This is a genomic window from Streptomyces gilvosporeus, from assembly GCF_002082195.1.
Lineage (GTDB): Bacteria > Actinomycetota > Actinomycetes > Streptomycetales > Streptomycetaceae > Streptomyces > Streptomyces gilvosporeus.
Map to the genome: position 1 here is coordinate 6,645,122 of NZ_CP020569.1, position 18,631 is coordinate 6,663,752.

Annotated in this window: 14 protein-coding genes; 13 read left to right on the forward strand and 1 reads right to left on the reverse strand. The window is 72.2% G+C overall.

The features are described 5' to 3' along the window. Positions 1–57 precede the first annotated feature (57 nt). From B1H19_RS29715 to B1H19_RS29745, 7 genes are all read left to right on the forward strand, one after another. Positions 58–1,695, forward strand: a complete 1,638-nt coding sequence (locus B1H19_RS29715; RefSeq protein ID WP_083107799.1) for a DUF4192 domain-containing protein — start codon at positions 58–60, stop codon at positions 1,693–1,695. A 215-nt stretch (positions 1,696–1,910) separates the two neighbouring features. Continuing rightward, the gene (locus B1H19_RS29720; RefSeq protein ID WP_083109951.1) at positions 1,911–3,917 is read left to right on the forward strand and encodes a glycogen debranching N-terminal domain-containing protein; all 2,007 of its coding nucleotides are present in this window, start codon (positions 1,911–1,913) and stop codon (positions 3,915–3,917) included. Positions 3,918–3,966: 49 nt separating this feature from the next. Continuing rightward, positions 3,967–4,731, forward strand: coding sequence for an NUDIX hydrolase (locus tag B1H19_RS29725; protein ID WP_203237256.1), 765 nt, complete (start codon positions 3,967–3,969; stop codon positions 4,729–4,731). Between the two features lie 139 nt (positions 4,732–4,870). After that, positions 4,871–6,805: an ABC transporter ATP-binding protein gene (locus B1H19_RS29730; RefSeq protein WP_107426174.1), complete on the forward strand. Its 1,935-nt coding sequence runs from the start codon at positions 4,871–4,873 to the stop codon at positions 6,803–6,805. A 120-nt stretch (positions 6,806–6,925) separates the two neighbouring features. Further along, positions 6,926–7,918: a FadR/GntR family transcriptional regulator gene (locus B1H19_RS29735; protein WP_083107801.1), complete on the forward strand. Its 993-nt coding sequence runs from the start codon at positions 6,926–6,928 to the stop codon at positions 7,916–7,918. Positions 7,919–8,321: 403 nt separating this feature from the next. After that, positions 8,322–9,866: an RNA polymerase sigma factor gene (locus tag B1H19_RS29740; RefSeq protein ID WP_257789453.1), complete on the forward strand. Its 1,545-nt coding sequence runs from the start codon at positions 8,322–8,324 to the stop codon at positions 9,864–9,866. A gap of 138 nt (positions 9,867–10,004) precedes the next feature. After that, positions 10,005–10,811 (forward strand): S1 family peptidase, encoded by an 807-nt coding sequence (locus tag B1H19_RS29745; protein WP_083107803.1) that lies wholly within the window; start codon positions 10,005–10,007, stop codon positions 10,809–10,811. A gap of 150 nt (positions 10,812–10,961) precedes the next feature. Here the strand turns inward: B1H19_RS29745 and B1H19_RS29750 are convergent, their stop codons facing one another. Then, on the reverse strand, positions 10,962–11,192 hold the full coding sequence (locus B1H19_RS29750) for a DUF7455 domain-containing protein (protein WP_083107804.1): 231 nt from the start codon (positions 11,190–11,192) through the stop codon (positions 10,962–10,964). 443 nt (positions 11,193–11,635) lie between these two features. Between B1H19_RS29750 and B1H19_RS29755 the strand changes: the two genes are divergently transcribed. From B1H19_RS29755 to B1H19_RS29780, 6 genes are all read left to right on the forward strand, one after another. Then, entirely contained in the window at positions 11,636–13,756 is a 2,121-nt protein-coding gene (locus B1H19_RS29755; protein WP_083107805.1) for a DNA gyrase/topoisomerase IV subunit B, read from the forward strand. 157 nt (positions 13,757–13,913) lie between these two features. Continuing rightward, positions 13,914–14,405, forward strand: a complete 492-nt coding sequence (locus B1H19_RS29760) for a DUF1453 domain-containing protein (RefSeq protein WP_083107806.1) — start codon at positions 13,914–13,916, stop codon at positions 14,403–14,405. Positions 14,406–14,530: 125 nt separating this feature from the next. Further along, positions 14,531–15,697, forward strand: coding sequence for a sensor histidine kinase (locus tag B1H19_RS29765; protein ID WP_083107807.1), 1,167 nt, complete (start codon positions 14,531–14,533; stop codon positions 15,695–15,697). Continuing rightward, positions 15,694–16,368, forward strand: coding sequence for a response regulator transcription factor (locus B1H19_RS29770; RefSeq protein WP_083107808.1), 675 nt, complete (start codon positions 15,694–15,696; stop codon positions 16,366–16,368). The genes B1H19_RS29765 and B1H19_RS29770 overlap by 4 nt, the downstream gene beginning before the upstream one ends. Before the next feature lie 103 nt (positions 16,369–16,471). Next, a complete protein-coding gene (locus B1H19_RS29775) occupies positions 16,472–16,897 on the forward strand; it encodes a DUF485 domain-containing protein (RefSeq protein ID WP_083107809.1) in 426 nt (141 codons plus the stop codon). After that, on the forward strand, positions 16,894–18,498 hold the full coding sequence (locus tag B1H19_RS29780; protein ID WP_083107810.1) for a solute symporter family protein: 1,605 nt from the start codon (positions 16,894–16,896) through the stop codon (positions 18,496–18,498). The genes B1H19_RS29775 and B1H19_RS29780 overlap by 4 nt, the downstream gene beginning before the upstream one ends. Positions 18,499–18,631: the final 133 nt, after the last annotated feature.

Below are 18,631 nucleotides of genomic sequence, written 5' to 3' on the forward strand. Positions count from 1 at the left end.
ACCGAGAGTTATCCACAGGGGTCGCGGAGCGACGGCCGATCGCGCGATCTTCGAGCCATGAATCCGCACAGCGAACCGACCGAGCCCCAGACCTCCGACACTTCCGCCGCCGATCCGACCCGCGCGTCCGGCACCCCGCCCCGCGGGTCCGCCGACCCGTCCCGGGCATCGGACCCCGCCCCTCGCGCCTCCGGTCCTTCCCCACGGCCCTTCGAGAATTCCGCCCGCCCCTTCGACGACTCCGACCGCGCCGCAGGCCCGACCCTCCCCACCGGCTCCCACGACCCCACCGACTCCAGCCACCGGACCGACCGGACCGACCCTCCCGGCTCCAGCGACTCCACCGATTCCACCGCCCCCTCCGGTTCCATCGACCCCTCGGCCGTCGCCGACGCCCCGCCTGCCGAGCCCCAGGTCACCTTGCGCGGCCCCGCCGAACTCGCCGACGCGCTCCCGTACTTGCTGGGCTTCTATCCGGACGACAGCATCGTCCTCGTCGCCCTGCACGGCGAACGCGGACGTTTCGGGGGCCGGGTCCGCCTGGGGATCCCCGCCGAGACCGCACAGTGGCCGGAAGTCGCCGACCAGCTCGCCGACTGCCTGATCTCCGCGGCGGACGACCGCGGCGAACGCCCCGCCGCCGTCCTGGTCTACCTCTGCCAGGAGCCCACGTCCGGTGAGACCGGCAGGGACGTCAGGGACCGGCTGCGCCCGCTCGCCCAGCGCCTGCGTACCGCCTGCGGCGCGCTGGACGTGCCCGTACTCGAGGCCCTGTGCCTGTCCAACGGCCGTTTCTGGTCGTATTGCTGCCCGGATTTCCGTTGCTGCCCCGCCGGCGGCACACCCCTGGCCATGCCCGGCACGTCCGTGATGGCCGCGGCCGCCGCCTACGCGGGTATGCAGGTGCGCGGTTCGCTCAAGGAGATGGAGGCCCGGCTCACGCCCCGCGGCGGGCGCCGGGGCGCCGAGCAGGTGAGGGCCCTCGACGCCGCGGCCGCGGCACTCCTGCCGCGGATGCTCCGACGGGGCGGCGCGGACGCCGTCCGCCGCGACACCGTCGCCCTGACCGAGACGCTGCTCCGCCGCTTTCGACTGGACCCGCCCGCGGGCAGCAACCGGTCCAGGGACGCCTGCGACGACGCCCTGCTCACCGACGAGGAGGCCGCCGCCCTGATCCTCGGGCTCCAGGACCGCCTCACCCGCGACCGCGCCGCCGAGTGGATGGAGGGCCCCGACGCGGCGCCCGCCCTGAGGCTCTGGCGCGCCCTCGCCCGCCGCTGCGCCGGAGGCTATCTCGAGCACTCCGTGGCACCCCTGACCCTCGCCGGATGGGTCTGCTGGTCGACCGAGGACGGGCCCTCGGCACGGGTCGCCCTTGGGCGCGCCCTGTCCATCGACCCCCGATACTCCTTCGCCGACCTGCTGCACCGTGCCGTCAACCAGGGGCTCGACGCGGAGCCGCTGCGCCGCTGTCTGCGCGAGCAGCGCAAGGAGCACGCGGCCGCCTCCCGCGCCGATACGGCGGCGCCCGGTGAGCGGGCGCAACCTCAGCCGGGGCCCCGGCCGAAGCCGCCCCGCCCCCGGACCGCCGACCGTCCTGTCAAGCCACGCGGCGGCGGCCGCCCGGGCGGCCGTCCCCCGGAAGGACGCGGCAGGCGCCGGGCCGGCCGGGACGGCGACCGGAGTCGGCGGTGAGCGTGCCGACGGAGTTCGGCCGGCGTGACCTGCGCGCCGGCCGGACCGTTCACGAAGATGGCGTAGGCCGTACGGAGCCCCGAGACCACCAGGGAGCGCAGAGCGTGCCAGGCATCGTCCCCACCACCCGGTCGGCCCGCCGACCGTCCGGCGAACGGCGCACCGCGCCGCCCCGGGTCCCGTGTCCCCAGCCCGTCCACTCCTCGCTGGTCTGCGTGGCGCTGCCGGGCCTTGCCGTCTCGTCCCCCTCGGGGCAGCTGACCGGCCAGGGCCTGGACGGCTACTACCGCGACGGCCTGCGGATCCTCTCCCGCTGCGAGGTACGGGCCGCGGGCGGCGAACCCCTCGTCGTCCAGGGGCGGTTGACCGCCGCACACCGCGCACGGTTCGTCGGCACGATCCGCAGGGCCGGGGAGCCCGGACCGGACCCGGACGTCCGGATGGAGCGGCTGCGCTCCGCCGACGGCACCGAGCGGCTCACCTTTCACAGCAGCGCCGCCCGGCCGGTCCGGCTCCCGGTCGAGATCCGTCTGGCCACCGACCTCGCCGAGCTCGGCGCCGTCGCCGTCGGGCTCCCCGGGCCCGAACTGCGCGCCGCCGTCCACGGTTCCGGGCTCCGCTGGTCGGCGCCCGGCGCCCACGCGGTGATCTCCGCATCGCCCGCACCCCAGGACGCGCTCGCCTCGGCGGGCCTGCTGCGCTGGGAACTGGACCTGCCGCCCGGCGGCCACCGCACCATCGAGCTGCACATCCGGCTTGGCCACGAGCCCGATGCACCCCCGGGCGACCGCCCGCCCGGCGGCCGGCGCCCCGGGAGCGTCCCGATCCCCGGCCCGCGTACCCGCACCCCCGCCCCGCGTCCGCGCGGCGACCGGCCGCCGCGCCCGTTCTCGCCCGCCCGCCTGGAGTGCGACGACCACCGCGCCGACGCCCTCCTGGCCGGCAGCCTCGACGACCTGTACGGCCTGGTGATGCGCGATCCGGCCGAGCCCGCGGACGTCTACTTCGCGGGCGGCTTCCCCTGGCGCTGCGGGCTCGCCCCGGCGGAGGCGCTGTGGACCGCCCGGATACTGCTGCCGCTGGGCACCAGGCTCGCCGCGGGCACCCTACGCACCCTCGCCCGTACGCAACAGGCCACCCCAAACGCGGAATTCGGCCGAATCCCCGGAGCCCTGAGGGACACCGGACCGCACGCCCCGCCGAGTTGCACGGGCATCGAGGCCACGCTGCTGTTCCCGGCCGTCCTCGCCGAGGCGCGCCGCTGGGGCCTGCCGGGCAAGGACATCGAGCGGCTGTTGCCCGCCGCCGAACGTTGTCTGCGATGGCTGCGCCTCGCGAGTGAGAAGACCGGCACCAGGCGCGGCGGCTACGTCCCCGACCCCGCGCCCGACGGGCCGTACCGCTGCGAGACCCAGGCCCATGCACACCGCGCCGCCCTCCTCGGCGCCGACCTGCTCGACGCCACCGGCTCATCCGGTGCGGCGGAGCTGCGGGAGTGGGCCGCGGATCTGCGCGCCCGGTTTTGTACGGACTTCTGGCTGGAGGACCGGGCCGGGGGCCGACCCGCCGGCCGGCTCACCCGCGACGGCCGCCCGGTGCCGTACCTCGGCGCCGGCGCGGCCCATCTCCTCGACACCGGACTGCTCGGCGGCGGCACCCTCGCCCCCGGTCTGCTGGACACCGCACAGACCGGCCGGCTGGCCGGACTCCTGGCGGGCCCCGCTCTGGACACCGGCTGGGGCCTGCGCAGCCTCGGCGCCAAGGAGCCTGGCTACAACCCGTTCGGCCACCGCAGCGGCGCGGTCCGGGTCCATGAGACCGCCGTCGCCGTCGCCGGACTGGCCGCCGCCGGCCACGACAAGCCGGCCGGAGCCCTGGCCCGTGGCCTTCTCGACGCCGCGGACGGTTTTGGCCACCGCCTCCCGGAGATGTACGCGGGGGAGCAGCGCACCGCCGGCGGCGCCCCCGTCCCGCATCCGGCGGCCTGCCGTCCCGCGGCGGTCGCGGCGGCCGGCGCGGTCCAGATACTGCTCGCGCTCGCCGGCCTGCGCCCCGATGTGCCCGCCGGCACGGTGGCCGTCCGGCCGCTGCGCAGCGCCCCGCTGGGCGCGATGCAGTTCACCGGGCTCAGTGTCGCCGGACAGCCGTTCGCCGTACGGGTCAGCAGGCTCGGCATGGCAATGGTCGAGGCGGCGGCGGACGGTCTGCAACTGGGCTCCTGACAGACATCAAGACCTGTTTATCGTCAGGCGGACGACTATGATCGCGGGCATGCCTCCCTACGACCCGTCGGCCTTTCCGCCCTTCGCCGTCACCGTCGACCTGGTCGTGCTCACCGTGCGCCGCCATGCGCTGTGCGCACTGGCCGTACGCCGGGGTGAGCCGCCGTTCCAGGGGCGCTGGGCCCTGCCCGGAGGATTCGTCCGGGCCGACGAGGACCTCGCGGACGCGGCCGCCCGGGAGCTCGCCGAGGAGACCGGCCTGCACGCCCAGTCCCCGGAAGGCCCGCCGCCCGCGTACGGCGCACACCTCGAACAGCTCGCCACCTACGGCGACCCCCAACGCGACCCCAGGATGCGCGTCGTGAGCGTCGCCCACCTCGTCCTCGCCCCCGACCTGCCCGCCCCGCGCGCCGGCGGCGACGCCCACAGCGCGCGCTGGGCCCCGGTGGAAACCCTCCTCGAACAGGACGGCACCCACGGCCGCGACGGCGAGATGTCGGCACCGCTGGCCTTCGACCACGCACAGATCCTCGGCGACGGCGTCGAGCGGGCCCGCTCGAAGATCGAGTACTCCTCCCTCGCCACCGCGTTCTGCCCGCCGGAATTCACCGTCGGCGAGCTGCGGCGCGTCTACGAGGCGGTGTGGGGCGTCGCGCTCGATCCCCGCAACTTCCACCGCAAGGTGACCGGCACCCCGGGCTTCCTGGTGCCCACCGGAGGTACGACGACCCGTCAGGGCGGCCGTCCCGCACAGCTGTTCCGGGCCGGCGGCGCGACGCTGCTCAACCCGCCGATGCTGCGCCCGGAGGTCTGATCCGCCGCATGCGGGACACGACCAGGCGCCTCAGCCCGGTAATTACGGGTAAATAGGACATATCGCGTTACCTTGGCCGGGTGAGCCCTCTCGTACCCCCACACGCCACCGAACGGTCTCACGCCCCGCGAGGGACGCGATGATCCAGGCCGTCGGACTGACCAGCGCCCCCCGCGGCGAACTCCCGCCCGCCGTCCACGACCTGAGCCTCGAAGCACGGCCGGGCCAGGTCACCGTCCTCCTCGGACCTGCCGCCGCGGGCAAGACCACCGCCCTGCGCCTGATGCTGCAACTCGAACGCGGCCGCGGCGTCGCCCTCTTCCGCGGCCGCGCCCTGCACCGCATCCCCAATCCCGCCCGCGAACTCGGCGTCCTCCTGGGCGACACCCCCGCCGACCCCTCCCGCACCGCCCGCGGGCATCTGCGCATGCTCAGCGCCGCCGCCGGCGTCCCCGCCACCCGCGCCGACGACGTCCTCGACCTCGTCGGCCTCAGCGGACTGGCCGAACAGCGCGTGGGCGAGTTCTCCCGCGGGATGGACCGCCGCCTGGGCCTGGCCGCCGCCCTCATCGGCGACCCGCACACCCTCGTACTCGACGACCCCGCCGAAGGCGTCTCCCGCCGCGAGGCCGCCTGGCTGCACGGCATGCTGCGCAGCTACGCGGCGCAGGGCGGCGCCGTCCTCACCACCTCACGCGACCCCAAGGAGGCCGCGCGCATCGCCGACCACGTGGTCGCCATCCAGGAAGGCCGACTCGTCGCCGATCAGGAAGCCGCCGACTTCGCCCACACCCGGCTGCGCCCCAGGGTCGCCGTCCGCTCCCCGCAAGCCGACCGCCTCGCCACCCTCCTCGTCGACGAATCCCAGCGCGCCGACCCCGCCGCGGACCCCGCCGGAGCCCGCACCATCGAAGTCGTCCGCGAGAGCGGCACCCGCCTCGCCGTCTACGGCAGCAGCTGCGCCGCCGTGGGGGAGGCCGCCTTCCGTCACGGCATCCTGGTGCACCAACTCGCCGACGAGGTCGCCGACACCGGACCGGTCACTCCGCTCGAACGCGCCGACGGCCGCACCTCCGCCGCGCTCCCGCCCGCCCCCTCGCCCCCGGACGGTGTCGCCCCCGCACTCACCCGAGCCCCGATGGCCCGCGTCATCCAGGCCGCCCGCGCCGCCATCGCCCCCAAAGGCGCGGACACCGTGTCCGACACCCTCACCCTCCCGATCATCGGCGTCACCGTCCCCGCCGCCCGCCCGGCCCGCTCCGCGGCACCGGTCGTCGAAGAGCTCGCCATCCCCCGCCTGCCCGCCCCCGGCCCCGCCTGGCCGCTCCGGTACGAACTGCGCCGCACGCTCAGCGACCGCGCCGGCCTGTTCGTCGCCCTCGCCACCGTCCTGGTCTCCCTGGGGCTGGCCCTGCTGCTCGCCGGCCGTGGCGCCGCCCCGATGTCCCGCGTCCTCACCGGCTGGCCCCGCCAACTGCCCTTCCCCCCGGCCGCACTCGGCGCCGGACTCCTCGGAGCGCTCGCCTTCGGCCAGGAGTTCCGCTACCCCGCGCTGGCTCCCGAACGCGGCACCGTACCGCGCCGCCTCGGGCTGCTCGCCGCCAAACTCCTCGTCAGCGGCGCCTCCGCGCTGCTCCTCGGGATCTTCCTGCTCGCCGCCGACGAGGCCGGCGTCCGCTACCTGTTCGGTCCGCATGCGGTCACCAGTGTCACCGAGTGGCCTGTTCTCGGCGTGGGTTGGCTGGGACTGCTCATCGGCTGTGCCTGGGCCGGCGTCCTGGCAGCTGGCGTATTCCGTTCCACCGCAACGGGGTTGGCCGCCGTCCTCGCCGTACCCGTCGTCGTACTGCCGCTCGTGCAGCACATGGTGACCGGGCCCACGGCCCGGTCACTGGTGGGACTCCCGGGGCGACTGGGGTCGTCGGCTCTCTATCGCTGGCCGTCCGGAATCGACCAGGCCGTATCGGTCGCCGTACGACTTACGACCCAACCCGTCGGCGGCGCAATGGCGTTGTCACTGGCCGCGCTGGTCTGCGCTTATGCCCTCACCATGCTCCGCGGCTGGGCCCGCTGACCGCCCACCGCGCCCGCTTCGCGGCCCCGTTGTTGCGCCACTGTCCGCAACTCACCGCAGGCGGCGCGTTTCTTTCCGATAAAGCGTCAATTGAGAGATGACGGACGATCACCCTTTCGTGTGCTTTTCACCAAAGACCTCAAGGCTGTTCAGGGTGTCGCCGACAAAGGATGCGTGAGTACCCTTGCGCACACCATGATGACCGCGGCTCGCCCCGGCGACACCGGCCTCGCAGGTCCGGGCGAGCTTGACCGCTACCCCTACGCCAACGGCGCCAATGCCGCGAACGCGCCAGGCGTGGACCGCGCCGAGCGCGTCCCGCCGGTCTGGGACGGCTCCGAAGCAGACATGGGCCGCGTCGGCCGCCGCAACGCCGGCAGCCGCGGCCGCGGCCTGCACGGCCAACTCGTCCAGCAGCTCGGGCAGATGATCGTCTCCGGCGACCTCGGCGCCGACCGCCCGCTCGTCCCCGAGGAGATCGGCCAGCGCTTCGAGGTCTCGCGGACCGTCGTCCGCGAGTCGCTGCGCGTCCTCGAGGCCAAGGGCCTGGTCAGCGCCCGCCCCAACGTCGGCACCCGGGTCCGCCCCGTCAGCGACTGGAACCTCCTCGACCCCGACATCATCGAGTGGCGGGCCTACGGGCCGCAGCGCGACGACCAGCGCCGCGAGCTGTGCGAGCTGCGCTGGACCATCGAGCCGCTCGCCGCCCGCCTCGCCGCAGGCCACGGCCGCGAGGACATCCAGCAGCGCCTCGCCGACATGGTCGAGATCATGGGCCACTCCGCCGCCCAGGGCGACACCGTGACCTTCGGCCGCGCCGACGCCGAGTTCCACACCCTCCTGCTCTCGCTCGCCGGCAACCGCATGCTCGAGCACCTCTCCGGCATCGTCACCTCCGCACTGCACGTCTCCGGCGGCCCCTCCGGAGGCTGCGAGCGCCCGATCGAGACCTCCGTGGGCCAGCACATGCGGATCGTCGACGCCATCGGCTCCGGCGACGCCACGGCGGCCGAGTCCGCGATGCGCCAGCTCCTCGCCGCGCACGGCGAGGCCGGCGGCCAGGGCTCCGGGACGCCCGTCGACCACGTCGTCCCCGCGCCCCGCGAGCACTGAAGCCCCGTACCCCCATGCGTACGGACCGTGGGTGCCACGCGGCCGGACGGCCCCGTGCCCCCCACGGGCGGGGTGCGTCGTACGCGATGACGGCAGTCGGGATCGTCGGATCCGGGGCGTCGCCCGGATCCGACGAGGGGCTTCCGGAGGATTGCATGTCATATGACTGGGAATGGGTGGTTATGGAGTGTGACTCGGGCCACGCAGATTGGGCGTAACGCTCTTCGGGGAAGCGCGATGACTTAAGAGGTGATAGCCGAGGAGGGAATACGGACGGCGTACATGACGCTGTTCATCTCCCCGGTTGCCCCTGCGCCGCCGGTTCATCCCCACCGGCGGTCGTCGGCTCCGATCCACACTGGACGGGGTCGGAAGCCGTTTCCATCGTTCCGAGAGGTTGTTCGTGTCGGCCAGCACATCCCGTACGCTCCCGCCGGAGATCGCCGAGTCCGAGTCTGTGATGGCGCTCATCGAGCGGGGAAAGGCTGATGGGCAGATCGCCGGCGATGACGTGCGTCGGGCCTTCGAGGCTGACCAGATTCCGCCAACCCAGTGGAAGAACGTTCTGCGCAGCCTCAACCAGATCCTCGACGAGGAGGGTGTGACGCTGATGGTCAGTGCCGCAGAGGCGCCCAAGCGCACCCGCAAGAGCGTCGCAGCGAAGAGTCCGGCGAAGCGCACCGCCACCAAGACCGTAGCGGCCAAGACCGCCACGGTGAAGAAGGCAACCGCCGCGGCCGCCGCCACCGTGGCGGACCCGGCCGGTGAGACCGAGCCTGCCCCTGTGAAGAAGGCGGCGGCGAAGAAGACCACCGCGAAGAAGACGGCCGCCAAGAAGACGGTGGCGAAGAAGACCACCGCGAAGAAGACCGCGGCCAAGAAGGACGTCGACGAGCTGCTCGACGACGAGGCGGCCGAGGAGACCCCGGCGCCCGGCAAGACCGACGCCGAGCCCGCCGAGGGCGCGGAGAACGCCGGCTTCGTCCTGTCCGACGAGGACGAGGACGACGCCCCCGCGCAGCAGGTCGCCGCGGCCGGCGCCACCGCCGACCCGGTCAAGGACTACCTCAAGCAGATCGGCAAGGTCCCCCTCCTCAACGCCGAGCAGGAGGTCGAGCTCGCCAAGCGCATCGAAGCGGGCCTGTTCGCCGAGGACAAGCTCGCGAACAGCGACAAGCTCGCGCCCAAGCTCAAGCGCGAGCTGGAGATCATCGCCGAGGACGGCCGCCGGGCCAAGAACCACCTGCTGGAGGCCAACCTCCGCCTGGTGGTCTCCCTGGCCAAGCGCTACACCGGCCGCGGCATGCTCTTCCTGGACCTGATCCAGGAGGGCAACCTCGGTCTGATCCGCGCGGTCGAGAAGTTCGACTACACCAAGGGCTACAAGTTCTCGACCTACGCGACGTGGTGGATCCGCCAGGCCATCACCCGCGCCATGGCCGACCAGGCCCGCACCATCCGTATCCCCGTCCACATGGTCGAGGTCATCAACAAGCTGGCCCGCGTCCAGCGCCAGATGCTCCAGGACCTGGGCCGCGAGCCCACCCCGGAGGAGCTGGCCAAGGAACTCGACATGACCCCCGAGAAGGTCATCGAGGTCCAGAAGTACGGCCGCGAGCCGATCTCGCTGCACACCCCGCTGGGCGAGGACGGCGACAGCGAGTTCGGTGACCTGATCGAGGACTCCGAGGCGGTCGTCCCGGCCGACGCGGTCAGCTTCACGCTGCTGCAGGAGCAGCTGCACTCGGTGCTGGACACCCTCTCCGAGCGCGAGGCCGGCGTGGTCTCCATGCGCTTCGGCCTCACCGACGGCCAGCCCAAGACGCTGGACGAGATCGGCAAGGTCTACGGCGTCACCCGCGAGCGGATCCGCCAGATCGAGTCGAAGACGATGTCGAAGCTGCGGCACCCGTCGCGCTCCCAAGTCCTGCGCGACTACCTCGACTAGCCCAACAGGCACGGACCGCCCCGCGAGCCCGGTTCCTCCCTTGTGGAGGGGCCGGGCTCGCGGCCGTCCGGGGTGCGGGGGACCTCCGTTTGGGTCACTCTGGGTGGGCGACCACTGTCCCCAGAGTCAGGAGTCCGTATGCGTCCGTCACACGCCGTTTTCGGAGCCCTCGCACTGGCCTTCACCGTGCCGACCGCTGCGACCGCGGACGAATCCGTGGTCGGCGGCACTCCGGTACGTGTCTCCCAGAGTCCATGGGCGGTCGCGCTCGCCTCCCATGACCGGTTCGGTGCCGCGCGCTCCGGGCAGTTCTGCGGCGGGGTGCTCGTCGGCAGCTCGACGGTGGTGACGGCCGCGCACTGCCTGAGCCGGGAGGTCCTGGGCGTGCCCTGGCAGCAGGTCGGCGACCTGCGGATCGTCATCGGACGCGACAACCTCTCCCGGGGCGGCGGTCAGGAACTCAAGCCCGCGAAGATCTGGGTGAACCCCGCATACGACAGCTGGACGAACGAGGGCGACATGGCCGTCCTCACCCTCCAGAAACCGGTCAGAAACCGGCCGATTCCCATAGCGCCGCACGAGGACACCGCCTACCGGGCGGGCAACGCGGCCACCGTTTACGGCTGGGGAGACATGACCGGCGAGGGCACCTACGCCTCACGGCTGCGGTCGGCCGAGGTCAATGTGCTCGAGGACGCGGTCTGCGCACGGGCCTACCCCGGGAACGCCGACGGAACGTACAAGCCCGAGTCCATGCTGTGTGCGGGGGAGCCGGGGGGCGGGCGGGACGCCTGCCAGGGGGACAGCGGCGGGCCGCTCGTGGTGCACGGGCGGCTGGTGGGGCTGGTGTCGTGGGGGACGGGCTGCGGCAAGGCGGGCAGCCCCGGTGTCTATACGCGCGCTTCGGCGCTGCTGCCCGTGGTCACCGGGCACGGGGCCGGCTGACGGACGGAGGGAGCCGCACATGGTGCCTGCGTCGGAGCGTACGGGTCCGGTGTCCGAGCGTACGAGTGCGGGCGGTCTCCCCGGTGGTGCCGGGAGGACCGCCCGCTGCACGGCCTTGGGCCGCTGCTCGCTCGTCGTGGATGCGAAGTGTCAGCGTTCGTCATCGGACGCGGACGCCGAAGTGGCGGTCAGCCGCTCCGTCTCGTCCTGTATTTCCGCGGCGATCTTCTTGAGTTCTGGCTCGAACTTGCGGCCGTGGTGGGCGCAGAAGAGCAGTTCGCCGCCGGACATCAGGACGACGCGCAGGTATGCCTGGGCGCCGCAGCGGTCGCAGCGGTCAGCGGCCGTCAGCGGGCTCGCGGGTGTCAGAACAGTAGTCACGTCGCCTCTTCTCTAGCTCGACGAGCTGTCGTACCAGGGTCAACATCCAACCAGGCCGAAAACGTTCCCGCTTATGCCTTTTCCTCGAAAAAAATTCTTCGAGGGGGCCGGGTGCTGCCGGGTGGCGGCGAATGAGCCGTATTGCGGTGGGTCTGATTCACGGTGTTTCTGGGTCCTGCCCTCCCGGCTGGCTTGCCGGTTGTTGATGAGGACGTGCCCGGAGCCTAAATGGTTCATGCCTGGAAGGGAACGTGATGTGCACGTCACTGGGACGTCATACTATCGAGAGATCGAACGTGTGAGCGAAATTCCACTACCATGGACCTGCTCACGGGTGGCGTCACATCGGCTCTACCAGGCCTCGGTACCCTCTCACCGGCGACACCGCCACAACCGAGTCCGCGGAATGCGGACTGCCAGAAATTCAGCGAGGAGCGAACCGCGTGACCGCCGAGATGTCCGTGCCGTCCACCGCAGTGCTGACCGGGGCAGACCGGGACGGGTCCAACTACACCGCGCGGCATCTGCTCGTCCTCGAGGGGCTCGAGGCCGTCCGCAAGCGCCCCGGCATGTACATCGGCTCGACGGACAGCCGCGGCCTGATGCACTGCCTGTGGGAGATCATCGACAACTCCGTCGACGAGGCGCTGGGCGGCTACTGCGACCACATCGAGGTGATACTCCACGACGACGGGTCGGTGGAGGTACGGGACAACGGCCGCGGCATCCCAGTGGACGTCGAGCCCAAGACCGGGCTCAGCGGCGTCGAGGTCGTGATGACCAAACTGCACGCCGGCGGAAAGTTCGGCGGCGGCTCGTACGCGGCCTCCGGCGGCCTGCACGGCGTCGGCGCCTCGGTCGTCAACGCCCTGTCCGCGCGCCTCGACGTCGAGGTGGACCGCAACAGCAAGACCCACTCCATCAGTTTCCGCCGCGGCGTCCCCGGCGTCTTCACCGAATCGGGCCCCGATGCCCCCTTCGACCCCGGCAACGGCCTGGTCAAGGGCAAGCGCATCCCCAAGACCCGGACCGGCACCCGGGTGCGCTACTGGGCGGACCGGCAGATCTTCCTCAAGGACGCCAAGCTCTCCCTGGAGAACCTGCACGCCCGCGCCCGCCAGACCGCCTTCCTGGTGCCGGGCCTGACCATCGTGGTCCGCGACGAACGCGGCATCGACGGCGCCGGAAAGACCGAGGAGACCTTCCGCTACGACGGCGGCATCAGCGAGTTCTGTGAATACCTCGCCCAGGACAAGGCCGTCTGCGACGTCCTGCGGCTGACCGGCCAGGGCACCTTCAAGGAGACCGTGCCCGTACTGGACGACCGCGGCCATATGACACCCACCGAGGTCACCCGGGAACTGGGCGTCGACATCGCGCTGCGCTGGGGCACCGGCTACGACTCCGCCGTCAGGTCGTTCGTCAACATCATCGCCACCCCCAAGGGCGGCACCCACGTCTCCGGTTTCGAGCGCTCGGTCACCAAGACCGTCAACGAGGTGCTGCGCGCCCAGAAGCTGCTGCGCGTCGCCGAGGACGACGTCGTCAAGGACGACGCCATGGAGGGCCTGACCGCGGTGGTGACGGTGCGGCTCGCCGAGCCGCAGTTCGAGGGCCAGACCAAGGAGGTCCTCGGCACCTCCGCGGCCTCCCGGATCGTCGCCCAGGTGGTGAGCCGGGAGCTCAAGGCGTTCCTCACCTCCACCAAGCGGGACGCCAAGCAGCAGGCCCGTTCCGTGCTGGAAAAGGTCGTCGCCGCCGCCCGTACCCGCATCGCCGCCCGCCAGCACAAGGAGGCGCAGCGGCGGAAGACGGCGCTGGAGTCCTCCTCGCTGCCCGCCAAGCTGGCGGACTGCCGCAGCGACGACGTCGACCGCAGCGAACTGTTCATCGTCGAGGGGGACTCGGCGCTGGGTACCGCGAAACTGGCGCGGAGTTCGGAGTTCCAGGCGCTGCTGCCGATCCGCGGAAAGATCCTGAACGTCCAGAAGGCGTCGGTCTCCGACATGCTCAAGAACGCCGAGTGCGGCGCCATCATCCAGGTCATAGGGGCCGGATCCGGCCGCACCTTCGACATCGACGCCGCCCGCTACGGCAAGGTGATCTTCCTCGCCGACGCGGACGTCGACGGCGCCCACATCCGCATCCTGCTGCTGACCCTCTTCCAGCGCTATATGCGGCCGATGGTCGAGCAGGGCCGGGTCTTCTCCGCCGTCCCGCCGCTGCACCGGATCGAACTGATCAACCCCAAAAAGGGCCAGGACAAGTACATCTACACCTACTCGGACAACGAACTGCGCCAGACGCTGCTTGAGCTCCAGCGCAAGAACGTCCGCTACAAGGACAGCATCCAGCGCTACAAGGGCCTGGGCGAAATGGACGCCGACCAGCTCGCCGAGACCACCATGGACCCGCGCCACCGCACCCTGCGCCGGATCAACATCGGCGACCTGGAAGCGGCGGAGAAGGCCTTCGACCTCCTGATGGGCAACGAAGTCGCCCCCCGCAAGGAGTTCATCACCAACTCCGCCTCCTTCCTGGACCGTTCGCGCATCGACACCTGAGCAGACCGCGGCCTCCACGGGGCGCCTGTCCACCCCTGGGTGGAGAGGCGCCCCGCGCGTTTTCCACCCGCGGCCCCACCCTGGCTCCGATCCGTCCGGACGGGTCCGCGCCATAGCGTCGGGACGTAGACCTTTCCGTCCCCTGGAGGCCCAGCTCATGAGCGGCGTGCTCACCATCATCGCGATCACCGCGGTGGCCGTGTTCGTCTTCGTCCGGCAGTTCACGGCGCAGCGCATCACCGCGACGGACAGGAAGGTGTGGCTGATTCCCGCGGTCCTGGCGTTCGTTGCCTGCCGGCAGTCCGGTCTCCTGGACCCCGACCACCAGGCCGCCTCCGTCGTCCTGCTCGGCGCGGAACTCCTGACGGCGCTCGCCAGCGGGGCCGGCTGGGCCTGGACCACCCGTATCTGGACCGACACGGACGGCACGACGTGGGCCAAGGGCGGCTGGGCGACGGCCGGGGTGTGGCTGTGCGGGATGGCGATACGCATCGGCCTCATGGGCGCCGCGGCGCTCCTGGGCGTCCACCAGAACAGCAGCCCGGCGATCACGCTCTCCGTGGCCGCGATGCTGCTGTCCCGCTCGGGCTTCCTGGCCTGGCGCGCCCGGACCGCCCCGCACACGTACCGTGTCCCTGTCGCAGGCTGACGCCCCCGCGCGCCGTGCAGCGTTCCGTACCGGCGGACCGCCGCGCCCCGACGAGCCGTTCCGCCCCGGCGAACTGTTGAGAACCGACGAGCCGTTCCGCACTGACAACCGACAAAGGACCGCACGTGTCGCCGAACCCCTGGACGAGCTGGCCCCTGAGGGAGTCGCTGTCCCGTGAGGGCCTCAGCGAGGTCAGACTGTGGATCGGCCGCGGGGTCCGTGTCCTGGTGGTGGCCGGCCTGATGTGGGCCACCGTGGCGGGGCGGGCCTTCACCGGCTGGGGCCTGGTGGCGGCCGTCGTCGGCATGGCCCTGACGGTGCTGGTGTTCCGCGCCTTCTTCCGTACGACGCTGGCGCGCCGACTGTGGCCGTCCCTCGGCCTGTTCCTCCTCCTGGAGGCCGCCGCCTACGGCTACTCGCTCGCCGGCGCGACCACGGCCGCGATCGTGCTGTGGTGCGCATGTTCCCTCAACGTCATGGAACGGATGCCGCTGAGCGTCGCGCTGCCGTGCTCCGCCGCCGCCCTCGCCGCGTACGCCGTGGTGAATCCCGACAACTGGCTGACGACCACCACGACCACGGCGGGCCTGGCCCTCGCGGGCTATGTCGTACGGCTGGACGCGGAGGCGCGCGGCAACGCCCATCGGCTGCTGGCCCAGGAACGCGCCGCCCGCAGCGCCGAGGCCGAGACGGCCGCGCTCGCCGAACGGGGCCGGATCGCCCGCGAGATCCACGACGTCCTCGCCCACAGCCTCAGCGCCCAGCTGGTGCACCTGGAGGCGGCGCGCCAGTTGATCCAGCGCAGCACCGACCTTGAGGCCGACCGCGCGCGGCTCCTGGAGCGGGTGGTCGCATGCCGGGGAATGGCCCGCGAAGGGCTTGACGGGACCCGTGAGGCGCTTTCGGCGCTGCGCGGGGACATGATCCCCATCGAGGACTTCCTGAGGCGTCTGACGGACGCTGAGGGCGCTCGGCTGGATGTGAGGGGTGAGCCGCGCACCGTGTCGGCGGAAGCGGGGCTCGCGGTCCGCAGGGTGGCCCAGGAGGCGCTGACGAACGTACGCAAGCACGCACCGGGCGCCCGGGTGAGCGTGCGGCTGGAGTACGCGGACGGCGACGTGGGGCTGGAGGTACGCGACACGGGCGGCGGAGGGGTGTCCGCGGAGCTCGGGCACAGCGGCTCCGGGTACGGTCTGCTCGGGATGCGGGAGCGCGCCGAACTCCTCGGCGGAACGCTGGAGTCCGGTCCCGACGAGGAGGGTTTCGTGGTGCGGTTGAGGGTGCCCGTATGACGGCGCGTACGACGGCACGCGTCGTGGTCGCCGACGACCAGACGGTGGTGCGCGAGGGAATCGTGATGCTGTTGGGACTGCTGCCGGGCATCGAGGTCGTCGGATCCGCCGCGGACGGCGAGGAAGCCGTCCGCCTGGTCGCCGAACTCGCCCCCGACGTCGTCCTGATGGACCTGCGCATGCCGCGCTGCGACGGCGTCGAGGCGACCCGCCGCATCCGCACCGCCCACCCGGGCACCCAGGTCGTGGTCCTCACCACCTACGCCGACGACGACTCGCTCTTCCCCGCCCTTCAGGCCGGCGCCCGCGGCTATCTGACCAAGGACGCCGACGGCGACGAGATCGTCCGGGCCATCGACGACGTCCTCTCCGGCGAGGCCGGCCTGTCACCGAAGATCCAGCGCCGGCTCCTCGAGCGCCTCGCGGAGCCCGAACCGGCCAGGCCCCAGCCCCCGCACGGGCCTCCGGACGGACTGACCGTCCGCGAGACCGAGGTGCTGCGCCTCGTCGCCGAGGGTCAGTCGAACCCGGAGATCGCCCGTACGCTCCACGTCTCCCCGGCCACCGTGAAGACCCACATCAACAACCTCTTCGCCAAGGCCGGACTGCGCGACCGCGCCCAGGCGATCCACTACGCCTACCGCCACGGCCTCGCACAGCCGCCCGGATGACCCACCTGATCCGGTGAAGCATCGGGAAGGAAGTGTCCCGGATCTTCCTTTCTGTCCATCCTTGGGCCCACGGTCAACAGTTCCGTGCAACAAGGAGTCTCCGGTGGACAAGCAGGACGACCGAGCGACCGCCGAGCCCCGTGACGTACGGGCCGGGCCGCACACCACCGCGCCGCTGTCGCCACCACCGCCGCGGTCCGCGACCCACGACGAGGTCTACCTGGCGGTGCAGCGCAGCGCCGCCTTCCAGGAGGTACGCCGCCGCCACCGGCGCTTCGTCGTCCCCACCACGGCCGTCTTCCTGGCCTGGTACCTCGCCTACGTGCTCGCGGCCACCGCGGCGCCCGGCCTGATGGCCCACCGAGTGGCCGGTGCGCTCAACGTCGCGATGCTCGCCGGACTCGGGCAGTTCGCCTCGACCTTCCTGCTCACCTGGGCCTACGCACGCCATGCGCGGCTGCGCCGGGACGCCGCGGCGCTCGACATCCGCTGGCGGACCCAGGACCTGACGCGAGGGAACGTCCGGTGACCGGCGACCACCGGACCCTGGCGATGGTCCTGTTCGGCGCGTTCATCGCCGTCACCCTGGCGATCACCACCTGGGCCGGCCGCCGCCGGCACGGCTCCCCCGAGGAGTTCTACGCGGGCGGCCGCCTCTTCTCGCCCATGGAGAACGGTTTCGCCATCGCGGGCGACCATCTGTCCGCCGCCTCCTTCCTCGGCGTCCCCGGCCTGATCGCCCTCTTCGGCTACGACGGCGTGCTCTACTGCGTCGGCTTCCTCGTCGCCTGGCTGGTCGTGCTCTTCCTCGTCGCCGAACTGGTCCGCAACTGCGGCCGGTTCACCCTTGCCGACGTCGTCGCCGCCCGGATGCGCGAACGCCCCGTCCGCATCGCCTCGGGCGCGGCCTCGGTCACCGTTTCCGTGCTCTATCTGGTCGCCCAGATGGTCGGTGCGGGCAGCCTGGTGGCGCTTCTCCTCGACGGGGCGGGCACACAGGCCCGCACCGGGATGGTGGTCGCGGTCGGCGCCCTCATGGTCGTCTACGTCGCCTTCGGCGGCATGCGGGCAACGACATGGATCCAAATCGTCAAAGCCGTGCTCCTCCTGGGCGGCGCGGCGGCACTCACCGCCCTGGTGCTGCTCCGCTTTCACGGCGACATCGGCGCACTGCTGAACACCGCCGCCCAACACAGCGGACACGGAGGCGAGTTCCTCGCCCCCGGACTCAAGTACGGCCGCACCTGGACATCGCGCCTCGACTTCATCAGCCTCGGCCTCGCACTGGTCCTCGGCACCGCCGGGCTGCCGCACATCCTGGCCCGCTTCTCCACCGTGCCCACGGCCCGGGCCGCCCGCCGCTCCGCCGTGTGGTCCATCGGGCTGATCGGCGGCTTCTCCCTGATGACCATCCTGCTGGGCTTCGGCGCGGCCGCGGTGCTCGGCGGCGACGCGGTCCGCGCGTCCGGCACAGCGGGCAACACCGCCGTACCGCTTCTCGCCCTCCACCTGGGCGGCGGCGCCGGTTCCACCGGAGGAACGGTTCTCTTCGCCGTCGTGGCCGCGGTTGCCTTCGCCACGATCCTGGCCGTGGTCGCCGGCATCACCCTCGCCTCGTCCGCATCCGTCGCCCACGACCTGTACGCCTCGCTACGCCGCCCCCGCGGCGCGGGTCGGAGCGCGCAGGACGGCGAGGTGACCGTGGCGCGCATCGCGGCGGTGGGCGTCGGCGCCGTCGCCATCGGTCTCGCACTGCTCGCCCGTGACCTCAACGTCGCCTTCCTCGTGGGCCTGGCATTCGCCGTCGCCGCATCGGCCAACCTGCCGGCCCTGCTCTACGCCCTCTTCTGGCGCCGCTTCACCACCCGCGGCGCGGTCTGGTCCGTCTACGGCGGACTGCTCCCGGCGATCACCCTGGTCGCCCTCTCCCCGGTGGTCTCGGGCACTCCGGAGTCGCTCTTCCCCGGACGGGACTTCGCCTACTTCCCCCTGGACAATCCCGGCGTGGTGTCCATTCCCCTGGGCTTCCTCATGGGATGGCTGGGCACCGTGCTCTCCCCGGAGGCCGCCGACCGGGCCCGCCACGCGGAGACGGAGGTCAGGTCCCTTACGGGAGCGGGCGCCGTCTAGGGCCTGTCCGATGGGTCAGGGTCGGGAAAGGCCGCGGCGTCTGGTGCACTCCGCTTCGCTCCGTCTCGGCTCTTCATGGATTCCTCGGAAGCCGAGCTGCATCGCAAGGCGCCGGAGCGTCTCGATAGCGGAG

Coding starts and splice junctions, on each gene's coding strand:
- B1H19_RS29715 (WP_083107799.1), top strand. CDS start 58: ATGAATCCGCACAGCGAACCGACCGAGCCCCAGACCTCCGACACTTCC.
- B1H19_RS29725 (WP_203237256.1), top strand. CDS start 3,967: ATGCCTCCCTACGACCCGTCGGCCTTTCCGCCCTTCGCCGTCACCGTC.
- B1H19_RS29730 (WP_107426174.1), top strand. CDS start 4,871: ATGATCCAGGCCGTCGGACTGACCAGCGCCCCCCGCGGCGAACTCCCG.
- B1H19_RS29745 (WP_083107803.1), top strand. CDS start 10,005: ATGCGTCCGTCACACGCCGTTTTCGGAGCCCTCGCACTGGCCTTCACC.
- B1H19_RS29760 (WP_083107806.1), top strand. CDS start 13,914: ATGAGCGGCGTGCTCACCATCATCGCGATCACCGCGGTGGCCGTGTTC.
- B1H19_RS29770 (WP_083107808.1), top strand. CDS start 15,694: ATGACGGCGCGTACGACGGCACGCGTCGTGGTCGCCGACGACCAGACG.